Source organism: uncultured Lacinutrix sp., assembly GCF_947500325.1.
GTDB lineage: Bacteria > Bacteroidota > Bacteroidia > Flavobacteriales > Flavobacteriaceae > Lacinutrix.
The window spans coordinates 1-16,594 of the sequence record NZ_CANMRQ010000015.1 but is presented as its reverse complement, the minus strand read 5'-3'; the positions used below and the strand labels follow the sequence as shown (position 1 = coordinate 16,594).

Here is a 16,594-nt window from a genome sequence, read left to right as displayed (position 1 = left end):
ATTATGAGTACAAAAACTGTTGCTTACGTACCTAACAAGGTAAAAGATATGTCGCTTGCGGCTTGGGGAAGAAAAGAAATTGAATTAGCTGAGGCTGAAATGCCAGGTTTAATGAGTTTACGTGAAGAATATAAAAACGAACAACCTTTAAAAGGTGCTCGAATTGCAGGTTGTTTACACATGACGATTCAAACTGCAGTTTTAATTGAAACACTACAGGCTTTAGGTGCAGAAGTTACTTGGAGTTCTTGTAATATTTTCTCTACTCAAGATCAAGCTGCGGCTGCCATAGCTGCTGCAGGAACTGCAGTGTATGCTTGGAAAGACATGACTGAAGAAGAATTTGATTGGTGTATAGAACAAACATTATTCTTTGGAGAAGACAGACAACCATTAAATATGATTTTAGATGATGGTGGTGATTTAACAAACATGGTGTTAGATAAATACCCAGAATTAGCAGCTGGAATAAATGGTTTATCTGAAGAGACAACTACTGGAGTACACCGTTTATACGAACGTGTAAAAAATGGTACTTTACCAATGCCAGCTATTAATGTAAATGATTCTGTAACTAAATCTAAGTTTGACAACAAATACGGTTGTAAAGAAAGTGCTGTAGATGCTATTCGTCGTGCTACAGATATTATGCTTGCTGGAAAGCGTGTAACTGTTTGTGGTTATGGTGATGTTGGTAAAGGTACTGCAGCATCTTTTAAAGGCGCAGGAAGTATTGTTACTGTTACAGAAATAGATCCTATTTGTGCATTACAAGCTGCAATGGATGGTTTTGAGGTTAAAAAACTTGAAACTGTTATTGGTAATACAGATATTGTTATTACTACTACAGGAAATAAAGATATTGTTCAAGGACGTCACTTCGAAGCTTTAAAAGACAAAGCTATTGTTTGTAATATTGGGCATTTTGATAATGAAATTGATATGGCTTGGTTAAATAAGAATCATGGTCATACAAAAGATACTATTAAACCTCAAGTTGACAAATATAATGTTAATGGTAACGATATAATTATTCTTGCCGAAGGTCGTTTAGTAAACTTAGGTTGTGCTACTGGACATCCAAGTTTTGTAATGAGTAACTCTTTTACTAACCAAACTTTAGCACAAATAGAATTATGGAATAACATAGACGCGTATAAAAACGAAGTCTATATGTTACCAAAACATTTAGATGAAAAAGTAGCGAAATTACACTTAGCAAAAATTGGTGTTGAGTTAACCGAGTTACGTAACGATCAAGCTGAATATATTGGAGTAACAGTTGATGGTCCTTATAAACCTGAGCATTATAGATACTAATACAAATTCCTTTAAAAAAAGGAATCTATATATCATTAAAACCCAAACATTTTTGTTTGGGTTTTCTTTTATATGTATAACATATAATAAATAATTAACTTCGAGTTTTAAAGCATAGTTATATGAGTCTAAAAAAAGTAACCAGCACCATTAAGAATTTAGAATCTCACATTGAAAACCACAATACTTCTAATTCTAAAATATCTAATGCCAATATTGCTTGGCATATAGACCATAGTCTTAAAGTTATAAATAATGTAATTCTAGCACTTCAAAAATCTGATCCTAGCACGTATAAAAATAATTTTAGTATGTTAGGAAAAGTGTTCTTTAAACTTGGTTTCTTTCCTAGAGGAAAAGCGAAAGCACCTAAACATGTAAAGCCACCGGAAGTTATTTTAAAAGAAGATCTAATCTCGCAAATGGAACTGGCTAAAACTAATATTAATACAATTTCTAACTTAGATCAAAACGCTTATTTTAAGCATCCATTATTTGGTAATATTAATACTGCGCGAGTGTATCGTTTTTTAATGCTTCATACAAATCATCATTTAAAAATTATAAACGATATTATAAGAAAGTAAGTTAATAACCTGTAACCAATAATCTTCTAGCACCTCGAATACCACATTTTTGATATTTATGATAAGCCTGAGCTGCTCGCTCTCTAATTTGAATATCTGTCTCGTTTAAAATCCACCCATCAATTGAAGCTTTTAAAGTATATGCTTCTGGAGCCATTAATCCTGTTGTCCAAACCAACGGATTAGATTTTGTTTTTTTAAGATAAGACTTAAAGTAATCTTTACTTACACATGCTAAGATTATTGCGTCTCTTTTCTTAGAGTTTTTTTGTTTAAAATCACCTTCAACACTAAATTCCATTAAGCCATCGTGACCAACATAACTTATAAGATTAGCGTCTCCACCAAAACAAAGTTCAGTTCCTTTATACTCTATTTTTAATCCATTATTACCCGCATTAGCTTCCAAAAAATCAATAGTGGTTTGCTTTATATATTTTCCATTATAAGCATCTGCTAATAAATATGTATTTGATGTTTTATGCTTAAATAATACTCGCTCTAAAATATTTTTTTGGGGATTAGGTTTAGTAGATATTAATACCCAATCTTTACTACGCTTAAAATAACTTTTAACACCATACATTGCGCCCCAATACAAGTTAGATTTTGTGTCTTGGCCGTTACCTAATTTTTTAGGAACGGGAACTATACCTTGATTTACATTGTCGCAAAGCGCAACAAAAACATGAATGGTTTTTATATCTTTATTTTTTTGACTGAAAGAACAATTAAAAGAAAATACTATTAAGAAAAGTAGGTTTAAGTTTTTCATTCCTTACAAAACGTTGAAAACTCAATTTTATTATATAAACAAAAACGCCCTTCCAAAAGGAAAGGCGTTTTTAACCCATCGACAAAGCTCTGGGCATGTATCTAAAAGAAATTATTTCTAAGCCTCAAAAGGCTCAATAGAAACATAAGATCTGTTATCTTTTTTCTTTGTAAATTTTACAAGACCATCTACTCTAGCATGTAAAGTGTGATCTTTTCCTTGGTATACGTTTTCACCTGGGTGATGTGTATTACCACGTTGTCTTAATATAATGTTTCCTGCGATGGCAGCTTGTCCACCAAAAATCTTAACACCTAAACGTTTCGATTCTGATTCTCTACCATTTTTAGAACTACCTACTCCTTTTTTGTGAGCCATTGTCTTAAGGTTTTATATTGTTATACTTAAGTAGTTTAGCAATTAAGCTTTACCACCGTCTAATTCGTCTTGCCATTTTTTTAACTCATCCCATTTACCGTCAGCAGCTAATTTAGCTTGTGCTGGCCAAGTATCTGTTACGTGGTTTCCACGAACACCTGCGATGATTTCAGAAATTTTAGCAGCATCTGTTTTTGCTAATTCAGCAAAAGTTGAGATTCCAGCTTCTACTAATGTTGAAGCAATTTTTGGTCCAATACCTTCGATTTTCTTTAAATCGTCAGCCTTACCTGTAGCTTTTTTAGTAGCAGCTTTCTTAGGTGCAGCTTTTTCAGCTTTAGGAGCAGCAGCTTTAGCTTCTACTTTTGGTTCTGCTTTTTTAGTTTCTTTTTTTGGAGCAGCTTTCTCAGCTTTTTTAGCTGGCTTAGCTCCAGAAGCTACTATACTTTCAATTACGATTTCAGATAAAGCTTGTCTGTGTCCATTTTTAACACGGTAACCTTTTCTTCTTTTCTTCTTGAAAACAATAACTTTATCACCTTTAAGGTGCTTTAAGACTTTTGCACTTACTTGTGCTCCGCCTATAGCTGGGGCGCCTACAGTTACATTGTCACCATCTGCTACTAAAAGAACATTATCGAAAGATACTTTCTTTCCTTCTTCTGTTGCTAAACGGTTAACAAAAACTTTTTGGTCTTTTTCAACTTTAAATTGATGCCCTGCTATCTCTACAATTGCGTACATAGCGTAACGTTTTTATTAATTTGTTATACTTAATCCACTCTCTTTTTCCCAGAAAGCGGATGCAAATATACTTCTAATTAATTAATCTACAAACGTTTTATTAGTCAATACACTAATTTTTAGGCTTTTTTGATTTAATTTATAAAAGTCTAATTTCTACAATAGCTAATTAAGACACTTTTTTTAAATGAGAATTATTATTTATAACCGTATTAGCTTGAGAAATATTTCTACTCTCTTTAAATAATTGCATAAAAGTTAATGTTAAAATAACGGTAGTTGCAAAACCCATTATAGCGACTACAAAAGACACTAAACCTACTCCTACATTATAATCACCTTTAAAAACTTCTAGTAAACTGGCAAGAAATCCAGTATTAACCTCAGTTGCATACAAAAGAAAGAATGCTGTAAATATTAATGTTGCAAAAAAACCTGCCACAATTCCAACAGTAAATCCTCCTGTGTAACTAAAATCGTTGCCTTGTTCTAACTTATAATACCTTATAGTCTCATATATTCCTAAACCAACTATAATACCATTACCAAGACTAAAAGCTGGATGTGTATGGAGTCCAAAAAGAGATAAAACTAAAAAATAAGCTACAAGCAATGCACTTATAACAATTCCAAAACGTATAGGAAGCGCTAAATTTTTCATAATTATATGGTTTTAAGGTTCGTACATCTATAAATTTCGGAAAAAAACTGTCTAAAAATGATAATTCATTGTTAAATTTTAACATTTACTTCACAAATTAAGCCTTTGTATTAGTATTTTTGTTCGAAACCTGTAACATTTTATAAATGTTATAGACTTATAACTCATTAACATAAACAATCTCAAAATGAAAAAAAATTTATTCTCATTAGCGGCTTTGCTTTTAGTTGGTTTAACAGCTAATGCACAAGAAGTTAAGTTTGAAGAGTATGATTTAAGTAACGGCATGCACGTTATATTACATCAAGACAACACAGCGCCTGTAGTTACAACTTCTGTTATGTATCATGTTGGTGCAAAAGATGAAGATCCTGAACGCACAGGAATGGCTCACTTTTTTGAACACCTTTTATTTGAAGGTACAGAAAACATTGAGCGTGGTGAGTGGTTTAAAATTGTAACTTCAAATGGAGGAAGTAACAATGCTAACACTACAGATGATAGAACTTATTATTACGAAGTTTTCCCTTCTAATAGTTTAGAATTAGGATTATGGATGGAATCTGAGCGTTTAATGCATCCAATTATTAATCAAATTGGTGTTGACACACAAAATGAGGTTGTAAAAGAAGAGAAACGTTTACGTGTAGATAACTCTCCTTATGGTAGATTTTTTGAAAATGTAAAACTTCATATGTTCAAAAAACACCCATATAAAGGAACAACTATTGGTAAAATGGCGCATCTTGATGCTGCCACTTTAGAAGAGTTTCAAGCATTTAACAAAAAGTTCTATGTTCCAAATAATGCAGTATTAGTTGTAGCTGGCGATATTGATATCCCATCTACTAAAAAAATGATTGAAGATTATTTTGGGCCAATTCCAAGAGGAAAAGATATAGTAAGAAACTTCCCTAAAGAAGATCCTATTACTAAAGAAATAAGAGCAAAAGCTTACGATCCAAACATTCAAATTCCTGCAATTGTGGCTGCATATAGAACACCAGCTATGACAGAAAGAGATGCTTATGTATTAGATATGCTTTCTAGCTATTTAAGTGATGGTAAAACTTCTAAATTGTATAAAAAATTAGTTGATGATGAAAAGAAAGCTTTACAAGTAGGTGCATTTAACCAAAGTCAAGAAGATTATGGAACTTACATTTTATTTGGTTTACCATTAGGAGATAATTCTTTAGATGATATATTAGCAGGAATAGATGAAGAATTAACTAAAGCTCAAAACACGTTAATGACCGAGAGAGATTACCAAAAATTACAAAACAAGTTCGAAAATCGTTTTGTAAGTTCTAACTCAAGTGTTTCTGGTATTGCAAATTCACTGGCACGTTACTATATGCTTTATGATGACGTAAATTTAATTAACAATGAAATTGATATTTATAGATCTATTACTAGAGAAGAGATACAAGCCGTTGCAAAAAAGTATTTAAATCCTAATCAACGTCTAATTTTAGAATACTTACCTAAAAAAGATGACAACTAAAATATACATGAGAAGAATGAAAACAAAAATAACAGCACTTATAGCCTTGTTTTTATTATCAATTTCTGCAACTGCTCAAATTGATAGATCTAAACAACCAAAACCAGGACCAGCTCCAGCTATTACATTGGAAGTTCCTGGCGAATTTGAACTAAAGAACGGACTTAAAGTTCTTGTAGTAGAAAATCATAAGTTACCGCGTGTATCTTACTCTTTAAGAATTGACAACAAACCAACTGTAGAAGGTAATATTGCAGGTGTTTCTGGAATTTTAGGCGCTATGCTAGGTAATGGAACTGCTTCTATCTCTAAAGATGACTTTAACGAGGAAATAGATTTCCTTGGAGCTAACTTAGGCTTTGGGTCTAGTAGTGCCTTTGGAAGTTCGTTAACTAAATATTCTGAACGTATTTTAGAATTAATGGCAGATGCTGCTATGCACCCTTTATTAACCGAAGAAGAGTTTCAAAAAGAAAAAGCTAAAGCAATAGAAGGTATTAAGTCTAGTGCTAAAAGCGTAGATGCTGTTGCAGGTCGCGTTGGTAGTGCTTTAGCCTATGGTAAAAAACACCCTTTTGGCGAGTTTGTAACAGAAGAAACGTTAAACAATATTACATTAGATAACGTACGTTCTTACTATCAAAAAAGTTTCAATCCTAATAATGCTTATTTAGTTGTTGTTGGTGATGTTGATTTTAAAACAGTTGAAAAGCAAGTTAAAAAGTACTTTAAAAAATGGGATAAAGGTCTTGATGTAAATACAAACATTCCAGAACCATACAAGAATGTTGATGCTACCGAGATTAATTTTATAGATATGCCAAATGCGGTACAATCTAACATCTCTATTTCTAGTAATGTAAATCTTAAAATGGGTGATCCAGATTATCATACTGTTTTAATTGCGAATAAAATTTTAGGTGGTGGTTTTAACTCATACTTAAACATGAATTTACGTGAAGAGCATGGTTATACATATGGTGCGCGTTCTAGTGTTCGTGCAAACCGATATGCATCTCGTTTTACTGCAGGTGCTGCAGTAAGAAATGAAGTAACAGACAGCTCTGTTGTACAAGCATTAAAAGAAATAAAAAGAATAAAAACAGAACCTGTTTCTGCTGAAGATTTAAAAAATGCAAAAGCAAAATATGTTGGTGATTTTGTACTAGCTTTAGAGCGTCCGCAAACCATTGCTAACTATGCTTTAAACATTAAATTAAACGATTTACCTAAAGATTTTTACACTACATATCTTAAAAAAATCAATGCTGTAACTACAGAAGATGTTATGCGTATAGCTAACAAGTATTTTACAAATGAAAAAGCTAGAGTTATTATTGTAGGTAAAGGAAGTGAGGTAATTTCTAATTTAGAAAAAACATACATTCCTATTAAGTACTTTGATAAATATGCCACACCAACAGAAAAGCCTGTGTTCTCTAAAGCGATTCCAGCTGGAGTAACTGCTCAAACTGTTATTGATGGTTATATAAAAGCTGTTGGAGGTAAGCAAGCATTACAAAATGTTACAACATTAGTACAAGAAATGAATGCTACTTTCCAAGGACAGAATATGGTAACTACAGTAAAACAAAAAAGCCCTAACTTAATGTCTAATGATGTTAGCATTGTTGGTATGGGAACTGTATTTAAGCAAGCATTTAATGGTAAAGATGGTTACATGGCTCAAATGGGAAATAAACAACCTATGCCTGCAACTATGACAGATAAAATGAAGACTAAAAAAGGATTATTTGATGAACTTCTTTTAATGGCAGATACTACTAAAAAAGTAAAATTAATGTCTATTGAACCAATTGATGGTAAAGATGCTTATGTTGTAGTTGTTGAAGATGCAAAAGGAGAAAAAACTAAAAACTACTATGATGTAGCTTCTGGTTTAAAAGTTAAGAGTTCTGCAACAGCAAAAGGTCCTGGAGGACAAGATGTAACTCAAGATACTTCTTATAGTGATTATAAAGCGGTTGATGGTATTAAATTCCCACATAAAATGGTTGTACCAATGGCTGGGCAAAATGTTGAATTAACAACAACATCTATTAAAATTAATACCCCTTTAACAGATGCTGATTTTAATTAATATTTAAACAACAATACATTATAAAAAATCCGAAGTCGAAAGATTTCGGATTTTTTTATGCTTTAAAGACTGAAAAAACATAGCCTTATTTTGTTCTTGTTTGAAATTACTGCAAAATAAAATGGTGATTTTTTGCTTTATGCATACTATAAAAATAGAGTATAGCAGCAGCTACGGTTTCTTTTTCTATTGAAGTATAAAGTAAAAAGAATGCTTTATTACGCTTATTTTAAATTAAAAATGGTATTACTTCTTATTCGCTAAATACACACCAATTAAAATAATTATTGTTGCTAAGCCTTGTAATACACTAAAAGATTCGCCATCTAGCAATCCCCAAATAAGCGCTACAATTGGCATAATATAAGTTACAGAAGACGCAAATACTGGAGTCGATATTTGTACTAGTTTAAAAAATAAAACCTTTGCCATTGCAGTACCAAAAAGAGATAAAATAGCCACATAAAAAATAGAGATCCCAAACACTGAAGAATTAAAGTTATCTATAGAAAAGAAGTCTGTAAAAACTAATACTATAAGTGCAGGAATAATAATAGGCACATAATTACCAACAGCAATCGTTAACGGTTTTACATCCTGTAAATAACGTTTAATTATATTTACATTAGCAGCATACATTAAAGTAGAAGCTATAATAAAACCTGCAAACCAATAGTTTTGATCTGGATTAAGCGCTGCGCCTTTTAAAATTAAAATAGCAGTACCAATAAAACCAATAATGACACCTAATATTTGCCGTTTTGTTGATGTTATTTTAAAAATAGCTAGCCCCATTAAAATAGTATTTAAAGGTACTAAAGAATTTAAAACAGAGACTACAGCACTATCTATCTCCGTTTCTGCAATAGCAAAAAAGAAAGCAGGAATAAAAGACCCTAAGAGTCCAGAAATAATAATCCATTTCCAATCTTTCTTTTTTATAGTCTTAATAGTATTAAAACCAACAGCTAATAAAAATAAACCTGTTAAAACGGTTCTTAAAGCACCTAATTGATATGGCGTTAAACCAAGCAGTCCTTTTTTAATTAAAATAAAACTAGTTCCCCAAATAAGCGATAATACTAGTAAGTATATCCATTTGGTATTTTGATTTGGCATATTCGATTGATTTAGCAGTACAAAAATGGAATTTTTAACGCAATAAATGCCTATAATTGTTAGTTTTGTAATCTATATTTTAATAATTAAAATTGATAATTATGAACACTATAAAAAATATATTAGCAATCGCTATAATTGCAGTTACTGCTTTTAGTTGCAAAAATGAAGTACAACCAGAAGTAAAAACCGTTGAAACGGCTGTTGAAGCGGCAAAAACTACTTTAGACCCAAATGCAACATATGCTAAAGCAGAATTTAAAATTGAAGGTATGACTTGTGCCATGGGTTGTGCAAAGACTATAGAAAAGAAAATGGCTAAAATGGAAGGTGTAAAATCTGCTACTGTAGATTTTGATAGGCAATTAGCAATGGTAGAATACGACGAAGCTAAAGTAACGCCTGCTAACTTAGAAGGTACTGTAACTAGTGTTGCAGATATTTATAAAGTAAAAGACATGAAAACTGTAGAGGCGTTCTCTAAAAAAGAATGTAAAGCAGATTGTAAAAAAGACTGTTGTAAAAACAAAACTGAAGCAGAAAAGAAAGCATGTGCTAAAGATTGTAAAAAAGCGTGTTGTACTAAAGAAGCGAAGGCATAGATTTTAAAACATTTATATAAATAAAAAGGCTTCGCGATGCGAAGCCTTTTTATTTATATACTATTAGAAAACACTATAAACTTAATAGAACTAACAATAAAAAAGTCTTTTCTTTTTAAAATATTTATTTCAAAGAAAAATGCTTAATCTCTTCTATTTTCACCCAACCCTTTTCTTTATTTTGATACACCTCGATTCGAGGAATAAAAAACATTTCTTTCTTACCAATTTTTTTATAACTATAAAGTAAAGCATATGCATTATCAATAGTATATATAGGTTTAGTTACAAATAATAAATCTTCCATGCTAGATGCTTCATTTTCTTGAAAAACATTATCAAATTCAGAAATATCTATATCCCAAAATGAACTATCTACAGATTGGGTTTTAAAATTATCTAGTTCTCTTTTATTAAACACTCGAATTATAGTTTCATTTATAGATTCATTATTAGAGTTTAAATATCTTTTATAAGTTTTATAAATTTCTATGTTAGAGTTATCATTTGCTAAAAATATTGAATCACTATTATTATTAATTTTATAATTATTAATATAAGTCTTTAGTAAGTCGATGTTAGTATGTGTTTTAAAATCTTTATAATTAGTCTCTTCCTTTTCACAATTAAAAAGAAAGACTATAAATAATAACATTAATAATTTATTAACTTTTATGAGTAGGTTTTTCATTGAAAAGATTATTACCTGTAAATAAACAATGACCATATAACAATTATATTTAGCAAAAAAATCTACTTCAAAAAATTAATTCTCCTTCCACTCTAAACTCTCCATAATACGTCTAATATCCTTTTGCAGGTAATGTGCCGCAGGTAAAATAGAATCGTAATTTGGTTTGGCAAAGAAGTATAACGAGCCAGTTAAGAAGTGGTTAATACTATCGGTTACATAAAACTGTGATTGTGAGGCTGCATTACCACCAACATCGTAAAACATACCATATACTTTACGCTCAGGATTTTCGTATACAAACTCTTCTATAGCATCTGCTTTTTGCGTATGTTCTTGCGTAAAGTTTTGTGCGTTTCTAAGATATAAATTAAGATATTCTGGGTTGTTTTCAATGGCCTTATACGTTAAGTAAATAGTCCCTTTTAAGTTTGGGTATTCTATATTCACACCGTAACTAACAGTCTCTCCTTTTAAGGTTTTGGTTCTTAAATTTTTTCCCAACGCATTACGATCGAAAGTAAAAGGCATTTTGGTAATATCTTCTGTTTTGTATACTGCTTCAGGATAATCTAAACGCAAATACGCTTTAGGTTTTGGTGTTGGGTCTTCTCCGCAACTTGATATTATCGCAATAATTATTAAAAATAATAGACTATTTTGTTTCATACATAAAAACACTTCGATACTTAGACTGCAATTAACACAGGCTTTCTCTATGTGACAGTTTTAATATATTTTATGGTAAAGTGACCTTTACACGTTTAATTCTTTTTTTATCTAAAGCTTCAATAGTAAAAACGTAATTTTCAAAATTTATTTTACTTGCTCTTCTAGGAAAACTACCAGAAATTTCTAAAATAAAGCCCGCAATGGTTTCTGCTTCTCCTTTATTATCTTCAAAATTATCATCGTCTTCAATTTTTGTTATCCTATAGAAATCTTTAAGCGCCGTTTTACCTTCAAAAACATAATTTTTATCATCTAACTTAGAATAGATTACATCTTCATCATCAAACTCATCACTTATATCGCCAACTATTTCTTCTATAATATCTTCTAAAGACACCAAACCAGAAGTGCCGCCATACTCATCTACAACAACAGCTAAATGTACTTTCTTTTCTTGAAACTCGGCCATTAAATCATCTAGTTTTTTATTCTCTGGCACAAAGAAAGGCTCTCGTATAAGTTTAACCCAATCAAGATCTTTTTTATCAATATGAGATAACAAATCTTTTACATATAAAATACCATCAATAGTATCTATATTATCTGTATATACCGGAATTCTAGAAAACCCATTTTTAATAACTTCTGGCATAATCTCAGCATACGTTTGTTCTTTATTAAGTGCAAAAATATCTAAGCGTGGGCGCATAACCTGTTTAGTATCTGTATTACCAAACGACACAATACCCTGAAGGATTTTTTGTTCTTCTTGCGTAGTGTCATCTTCACTAGTTAATTCTAAAGCTTGCGATAATTGATCCACACTTAGGTTAGACTTCTGTCTTCCCAATTTATTATGAATACCTAGAGTAATAGAACGCATTGGCATACTTAAAGGAGAAAATACAATATCTAAAAAACGAAGCGGATACGCCATAAAAGAAGAAAACTTCATATTGTTTCTACTAGCATATACCTTAGGTAATATTTCACCAAAAAGTAAAATTAAAAAAGTAACAACAATAACTTCTAGTGTGAATTTTAGCCATTTGGTTGTTATACTCTCAAACATAAACTCTCCTAAATATGCAAAGAGTAAAACGATAGCTATATTTATAAAGTTATTGGCTACTAATATTGTCGCCAATAACTTTTTAGGTTTTTCTAAAAGCTTTGCTATAATTTTAAGCGATTTACTTATTTGGTTGTCTTCTGGCTCTAAATCTGCTCTTGTTAATGAAAACAAAGCTACTTCTGCTCCAGAAATAAGTGCTGAGCATATTAACAACACAAGAAGTAATATAAATCCAGAAATTATCGAAAAATCGACTTTAGCAATTAATAATAGTATGGACGTGGGTTCTGGATCCAAATGTGTCTGTTTTTAATTAATTTTAGTATTAGTTTAAAAAGGCAAATCGTCGTTTGCTTCCTCTTTTGGTGTTACAGGTTTTACTGCTTGCTGTGTATTAGTTGCTGAGTTTGCTGAAGCATCACTTTCTTTTTTAGTTGTTAAAAAAGTAAATTCATTGGCTTGAATCTCTGTACTATAACGATCGTTTCCAGAATCGTCTTGCCATTTTCTAGTTTTTAAACGTCCTTCTATATATACTTTATCGCCTTTGCTTAAATACTTTTCGCAAATCTCTGCTGCTTTATTTCTTAATACAATATTATGCCACTCTGTATTTGTTACACGCTCATTAGTTGTCTTATTTGTATACGTTTCATTAGTTGCTAATGGAAAACGGCCAACACAACCACCACCTTCAAAATAATGCATTTTCACTTCATCTCCCAAATGCCCTATAAGCATAACTTTATTTAATGTTCCAGACATATTTTGTATCTATTTTACAACAGCAAAATTACATTTTTACTATTGATAAACTTAAATTTAATAAAAAAAGAAAGACAGAAACACTTTAAAAGGTTAAAAATTAAAGCTTTCAATAAAATTTCCTATTAGAATAGGCACCGGAAAATCACGAATTTCTTTTGTTGAAATACCACTAGGTAGATTATCGCTTAAAGTCACAATCCAAAACTTTGTATATAAATGTTGATGAGATAGTTTATGAATAATCTCCTTTTCATTATATATTGACACTTCATATTCTTGATCTTTTAAAAGGTCTAAACGCTTTAAACCATGCTCTATTTCAATTATTTTAGAAGGTTTATCAGTTTCAATTAACGGAAACTGATATAGGTTTTGCCATATACCTTTGCCTTTGCGTTGCTCTAAATATGTTTTACCATCATTAGAAAGCATTACAATAAAATTGAAATACTTTTTTTTAACTTTTAAAGTCTTCAGTTTTACTGGTAATACTTCTATTTCATTGTTTTGAAATGCTACACATTTTTTATTAAAAGGACATACAGTACAATCTGGATTTTTAGGTTTGCATTGTCTTGCACCAAACTCCATAATAGCTTGGTTGTATGTAGCTGGTTGTTTTTTGTCTATTAATTCTTGAGACAAAGCTTTAAAGGCTTTAAATCCTTTACCGGTATTAATAGGTGTATCTATACCGTAAATTCTCGATAAGGCTCTATACACATTACCATCTACTACTGCAGTAGATTCGTCAAAACAAATAGAGGCAATAGCACTGGCTGTATAATCTCCAACACCTTTAAGTTTTATAATGGTATTAAAAGTATTTGGAAATTCGCCATTTAAGTCATTAACAATATACTTTGCCGAGGCATGTAAATTTCTAGCTCTTGAATAATAACCTAAACCTTGCCATAATTTTAAGACCTCTGTTTCTTCTGCTTTAGCTAAATCGAAAACAGTTGGAAAATTAGACGTAAAAGACATGTAATAAGGTAAGCCTTGAACAACTTGTGTTTGCTGTAAAATAATTTCTGAAAGCCAAATAAAGTATGGATTTGTGGTGTTTCTCCAAGGTAAATCTCTTTTATTGTCTGAGTACCAGCTTATTAATTTTTTTGTAATATTCATTTATATTATTAGATTCTATGGCAAAAATAAATCTTTATAGCATTAAATTTTAATGAATTAGGTTTGAAATATTGAATATTAAATGCCTATATTTGCGCACCCTTAAAAGAAAATAGTAACCCAAACAATATTACAAAATGACTAAAGCTGATTTAGTAGCAAAGATTTCTGAAAAACTAGGAATTGAAAAAGGAGATGTTCAAGCAACTGTTGAAACATTCATGGAAGAAGTAAAAACATCTTTAGAAGCTGGCGATAACGTATACCTAAGAGGATTTGGTAGCTTCATTATTAAAACAAGAGCTGAAAAAACTGGTAGAAATATTTCTAAAAATACAACTATCAAAATACCAGCACACAATATTCCTGCATTCAAACCAGCAAAAGTGTTTGTAGAAGGAGTAAAAACTAATGTTGAAATAAAATAAATACAACATAAACGAATTATTAATTTAAAACCAAAGATCTTATGCCAAGCGGTAAAAAAAGAAAAAGACACAAGGTTGCAACGCACAAGCGCAAGAAAAGAAGACGCGCTAATCGTCACAAAAAGAAAAAATAATTCAAAAAAGTAGTTTCTATAACTACTTTTTTGGTTTGTTAAAAACAATGTTCTTTGAAAACGAGCTTAATTACTATATCCGTAAAACCTTGCGTATAAATTAAGTTCTTCGGATTTTCAAAATCCTGTGAATGTCTTAATTAATCATTAGTTAAGACCCTATATCTAATTTAGAATTAGATATAAAATAATGTATAATCCATCTGTTATACTATTTAAGTATAATGGATTAAAATTAACAGTATGAACAAAGAATTGATTATTAGATCTAATTCTGAAGGTGTTGATTTTGCCTTATTAAAAGATGGAAAACTTATTGAATTACATAAGGATGAAGATAGTAACAACTTTGCTGTTGGCGATGTGTTTATAGCCAAAATTAGAAAAGCTGTTCCTGGACTAAATGCTGCATTTGTAAATGTAGGTTATGAAAAAGATGCCTTTTTGCATTATCATGATTTAGGCCCAAAAATATCTTCACTTTTAAAATTCACCAAAAGTGTAAGCACAGGTAAATTAAAAGACTTTTCTTTAAGAAATTACCCATTTGAAAAAGATATTGATAAAGACGGCAAAATTGCCAATGTCTTAAAATCAAATCAATCGATGCTGGTACAAATTGTAAAAGAACCAATATCTACTAAAGGCCCTAGAATAAGCTCTGAGCTTTCTATTGCTGGTAGATATATCGTTTTAGTTCCTTTTAGTGATCGTATTTCTATTTCTCAAAAAATAGAAGACAAAGCTGAAAAAGACAGATTAAAACGTTTGGTAAAAAGTATAACTCCAAAAGGATTTGGAGTTATTGTACGCACAGTAGCCGAAGGCAAAAAAGTAGCCGAATTAGACAAAGATTTACAAAATTTGATTGGTCGTTGGACCGCAATGTGTAAAAAACTACATAAAGCACATCATCCTACTAAAGTATTAGGTGAGTTAAATAAAGCCTCTTCTATTTTAAGAGACATTTTTAACGATACTTTTACTAGTATTGTAGTAGACGATGAATCGCTTTTTATTCAAATTAAAGAGTATTTGCAAGAAATTGCACCAAAAAAAGAATCAATAGTCAAACTACATCAATCTAAGGTTCCAATTTTTGAAAAATTTGGAGTTGAAAGACAAATTAAAACCGCATTTGGAAAAACGGTTTCAATGGCTAAAGGTGCTTATTTAGTAATAGAACATACTGAAGCACTTCATGTTATAGATGTAAACAGTGGGAATAGATCAAATAAATCTAACTCACAAGAAGACACAGCTTTAGAAGTCAATTTAATTTCTGCTGCAGAAGTTGCAAGACAACTTAGACTCCGAGATATGGGAGGCATAATAGTAGTAGATTTTATTGATTTAGGTAAAGCTGAAAACAGAAAGAAACTCTACAATTATCTTCGTGATGAAATGAAAGATGATAGAGCCAAACACAAAATATTACCTCCAAGTAAGTTTGGATTGATTCAAATTACAAGACAAAGAGTAAGACCAGAAATGAACATTAAAACCAGGGAGGAAAACCCTAATGGTAATGGTGGACAAGAAGTCGAAGCGCCAATTGTATTGGTAGAAAAAATTACTCAACGCCTTGAACAATTATTTAAAAAAGACTACAAAAAGGTGACCTTAAACACACATCCTTTTATAGCAGCCTTTCTTACGAAAGGTTTTCCATCTATACGTTCAAAATGGTTTTTTGAACACAAAAAATGGGTCAAAATTCAACCTAGAGATGCTTACACGTATTTAGAATATCATTTTTATGATAAAAATGGTAACATAATTAAATAAAAAAAGCCGCAACATAAGTTGCGGCTTTTTTGTTTTGGTTGTCCCGTCCTGAAATAAGTTGACAAAAAATCGACTTATTAATGAAAAGTAAAGAGAACAAAAGAGTTAAACGA

General features: G+C 30.9%; 17 protein-coding genes. 7 read left to right on the top strand and 10 right to left on the bottom strand.

From position 1 onward, the window contains the following. The first annotated feature begins 3 nt into the window (after positions 1-3). Both ahcY and Q0997_RS15170 read left to right on the top strand, forming a co-directional pair. Positions 4-1,320, top strand: a complete 1,317-nt coding sequence (gene ahcY, locus Q0997_RS15175) for an adenosylhomocysteinase (RefSeq protein WP_299890301.1) — start codon at positions 4-6, stop codon at positions 1,318-1,320. 122 nt (positions 1,321-1,442) lie between these two features. Then, entirely contained in the window at positions 1,443-1,907 is a 465-nt protein-coding gene (locus Q0997_RS15170; protein WP_299890299.1) for a DUF1569 domain-containing protein, read from the top strand. A gap of 1 nt (position 1,908) precedes the next feature. On the opposite strand, the gene Q0997_RS15165 is transcribed toward Q0997_RS15170, so the two are convergent. The 4 genes from Q0997_RS15165 to Q0997_RS15150 form a co-directional block, all read right to left on the bottom strand. Continuing rightward, positions 1,909-2,682 carry a hypothetical protein gene (locus Q0997_RS15165; RefSeq protein WP_299890297.1) on the bottom strand — a complete coding sequence of 258 codons (774 nt, stop codon included), beginning with the start codon at positions 2,680-2,682 and terminating at the stop codon, positions 1,909-1,911. 117 nt (positions 2,683-2,799) lie between these two features. After that, a complete protein-coding gene (gene rpmA / locus Q0997_RS15160; protein ID WP_299890295.1) occupies positions 2,800-3,060 on the bottom strand; it encodes a 50S ribosomal protein L27 in 261 nt (86 codons plus the stop codon). 42 nt (positions 3,061-3,102) lie between these two features. Further along, a complete protein-coding gene (gene rplU, locus Q0997_RS15155; RefSeq protein ID WP_299890293.1) occupies positions 3,103-3,804 on the bottom strand; it encodes a 50S ribosomal protein L21 in 702 nt (233 codons plus the stop codon). Positions 3,805-3,973: 169 nt separating this feature from the next. Then, positions 3,974-4,465, bottom strand: a complete 492-nt coding sequence (locus tag Q0997_RS15150) for a DUF4199 domain-containing protein (protein WP_299890291.1) — start codon at positions 4,463-4,465, stop codon at positions 3,974-3,976. Between the two features lie 187 nt (positions 4,466-4,652). Here Q0997_RS15150 and Q0997_RS15145 point away from each other — a divergent pair, with 187 nt between their 5' ends. Continuing rightward, a complete protein-coding gene (locus tag Q0997_RS15145) occupies positions 4,653-5,972 on the top strand; it encodes a pitrilysin family protein (RefSeq protein WP_299890289.1) in 1,320 nt (439 codons plus the stop codon). A gap of 16 nt (positions 5,973-5,988) precedes the next feature. Then, positions 5,989-8,073 carry a pitrilysin family protein gene (locus Q0997_RS15140; RefSeq protein ID WP_299890287.1) on the top strand — a complete coding sequence of 695 codons (2,085 nt, stop codon included), beginning with the start codon at positions 5,989-5,991 and terminating at the stop codon, positions 8,071-8,073. Positions 8,074-8,319: 246 nt separating this feature from the next. Here Q0997_RS15140 and Q0997_RS15135 read toward each other — a convergent pair whose 3' ends face one another. After that, on the bottom strand, positions 8,320-9,192 hold the full coding sequence (locus Q0997_RS15135) for a DMT family transporter (RefSeq protein WP_299890285.1): 873 nt from the start codon (positions 9,190-9,192) through the stop codon (positions 8,320-8,322). Positions 9,193-9,293: 101 nt separating this feature from the next. Here Q0997_RS15135 and Q0997_RS15130 point away from each other — a divergent pair, with 101 nt between their 5' ends. Next, entirely contained in the window at positions 9,294-9,794 is a 501-nt protein-coding gene (locus Q0997_RS15130; protein ID WP_299890283.1) for a heavy metal-associated domain-containing protein, read from the top strand. 124 nt (positions 9,795-9,918) lie between these two features. On the opposite strand, the gene Q0997_RS15125 is transcribed toward Q0997_RS15130, so the two are convergent. The 5 genes from Q0997_RS15125 to mutY all read right to left on the bottom strand — a co-directional run bounded on the left by Q0997_RS15125 (position 9,919) and on the right by mutY (position 14,131). Beyond that, positions 9,919-10,485 carry a hypothetical protein gene (locus tag Q0997_RS15125; protein WP_299890281.1) on the bottom strand — a complete coding sequence of 189 codons (567 nt, stop codon included), beginning with the start codon at positions 10,483-10,485 and terminating at the stop codon, positions 9,919-9,921. A 75-nt stretch (positions 10,486-10,560) separates the two neighbouring features. Then, positions 10,561-11,154 (bottom strand): gliding motility lipoprotein GldD, encoded by a 594-nt coding sequence (gene gldD, locus Q0997_RS15120; RefSeq protein WP_299890280.1) that lies wholly within the window; start codon positions 11,152-11,154, stop codon positions 10,561-10,563. A gap of 70 nt (positions 11,155-11,224) precedes the next feature. Then, the gene (locus Q0997_RS15115) at positions 11,225-12,529 is read right to left on the bottom strand and encodes a gliding motility-associated protein GldE (RefSeq protein WP_299890278.1); all 1,305 of its coding nucleotides are present in this window, start codon (positions 12,527-12,529) and stop codon (positions 11,225-11,227) included. A 33-nt stretch (positions 12,530-12,562) separates the two neighbouring features. Beyond that, positions 12,563-12,997, bottom strand: a complete 435-nt coding sequence (locus Q0997_RS15110; protein ID WP_299890276.1) for a single-stranded DNA-binding protein — start codon at positions 12,995-12,997, stop codon at positions 12,563-12,565. A 93-nt stretch (positions 12,998-13,090) separates the two neighbouring features. Then, complete coding sequence (gene mutY / locus Q0997_RS15105; protein WP_299890274.1) at positions 13,091-14,131, bottom strand: A/G-specific adenine glycosylase; 1,041 nt, start codon at positions 14,129-14,131, stop codon at positions 13,091-13,093. A 137-nt stretch (positions 14,132-14,268) separates the two neighbouring features. Between mutY and Q0997_RS15100 the strand changes: the two genes are divergently transcribed. Together Q0997_RS15100 and Q0997_RS15095 are read left to right on the top strand one after the other, a co-directional pair. After that, complete coding sequence (locus tag Q0997_RS15100; protein WP_299890272.1) at positions 14,269-14,559, top strand: HU family DNA-binding protein; 291 nt, start codon at positions 14,269-14,271, stop codon at positions 14,557-14,559. Positions 14,560-14,936: 377 nt separating this feature from the next. Continuing rightward, positions 14,937-16,481: a ribonuclease E/G gene (locus Q0997_RS15095; protein WP_299890270.1), complete on the top strand. Its 1,545-nt coding sequence runs from the start codon at positions 14,937-14,939 to the stop codon at positions 16,479-16,481. Positions 16,482-16,594: the final 113 nt, after the last annotated feature.

What these genes read in the sequence shown, in the direction of transcription:
- ahcY (WP_299890301.1), top strand. Translation starts at nt 4, where the DNA reads ATGAGTACAAAAACTGTTGCTTACGTACCTAACAAGGTAAAAGATATG.
- Q0997_RS15170 (WP_299890299.1), top strand. Translation starts at nt 1,443, where the DNA reads ATGAGTCTAAAAAAAGTAACCAGCACCATTAAGAATTTAGAATCTCAC.
- Q0997_RS15165 (WP_299890297.1), bottom strand. Translation starts at nt 2,682, where the DNA reads ATGAAAAACTTAAACCTACTTTTCTTAATAGTATTTTCTTTTAATTGT.
- rpmA (WP_299890295.1), bottom strand. Translation starts at nt 3,060, where the DNA reads ATGGCTCACAAAAAAGGAGTAGGTAGTTCTAAAAATGGTAGAGAATCA.
- rplU (WP_299890293.1), bottom strand. Translation starts at nt 3,804, where the DNA reads ATGTACGCAATTGTAGAGATAGCAGGGCATCAATTTAAAGTTGAAAAA.
- Q0997_RS15150 (WP_299890291.1), bottom strand. Translation starts at nt 4,465, where the DNA reads ATGAAAAATTTAGCGCTTCCTATACGTTTTGGAATTGTTATAAGTGCA.
- Q0997_RS15145 (WP_299890289.1), top strand. Translation starts at nt 4,653, where the DNA reads ATGAAAAAAAATTTATTCTCATTAGCGGCTTTGCTTTTAGTTGGTTTA.
- Q0997_RS15140 (WP_299890287.1), top strand. Translation starts at nt 5,989, where the DNA reads ATGAAAACAAAAATAACAGCACTTATAGCCTTGTTTTTATTATCAATT.
- Q0997_RS15135 (WP_299890285.1), bottom strand. Translation starts at nt 9,192, where the DNA reads ATGCCAAATCAAAATACCAAATGGATATACTTACTAGTATTATCGCTT.
- Q0997_RS15130 (WP_299890283.1), top strand. Translation starts at nt 9,294, where the DNA reads ATGAACACTATAAAAAATATATTAGCAATCGCTATAATTGCAGTTACT.
- Q0997_RS15125 (WP_299890281.1), bottom strand. Translation starts at nt 10,485, where the DNA reads ATGAAAAACCTACTCATAAAAGTTAATAAATTATTAATGTTATTATTT.
- gldD (WP_299890280.1), bottom strand. Translation starts at nt 11,154, where the DNA reads ATGAAACAAAATAGTCTATTATTTTTAATAATTATTGCGATAATATCA.
- Q0997_RS15110 (WP_299890276.1), bottom strand. Translation starts at nt 12,997, where the DNA reads ATGTCTGGAACATTAAATAAAGTTATGCTTATAGGGCATTTGGGAGAT.
- mutY (WP_299890274.1), bottom strand. Translation starts at nt 14,131, where the DNA reads ATGAATATTACAAAAAAATTAATAAGCTGGTACTCAGACAATAAAAGA.
- Q0997_RS15100 (WP_299890272.1), top strand. Translation starts at nt 14,269, where the DNA reads ATGACTAAAGCTGATTTAGTAGCAAAGATTTCTGAAAAACTAGGAATT.
- Q0997_RS15095 (WP_299890270.1), top strand. Translation starts at nt 14,937, where the DNA reads ATGAACAAAGAATTGATTATTAGATCTAATTCTGAAGGTGTTGATTTT.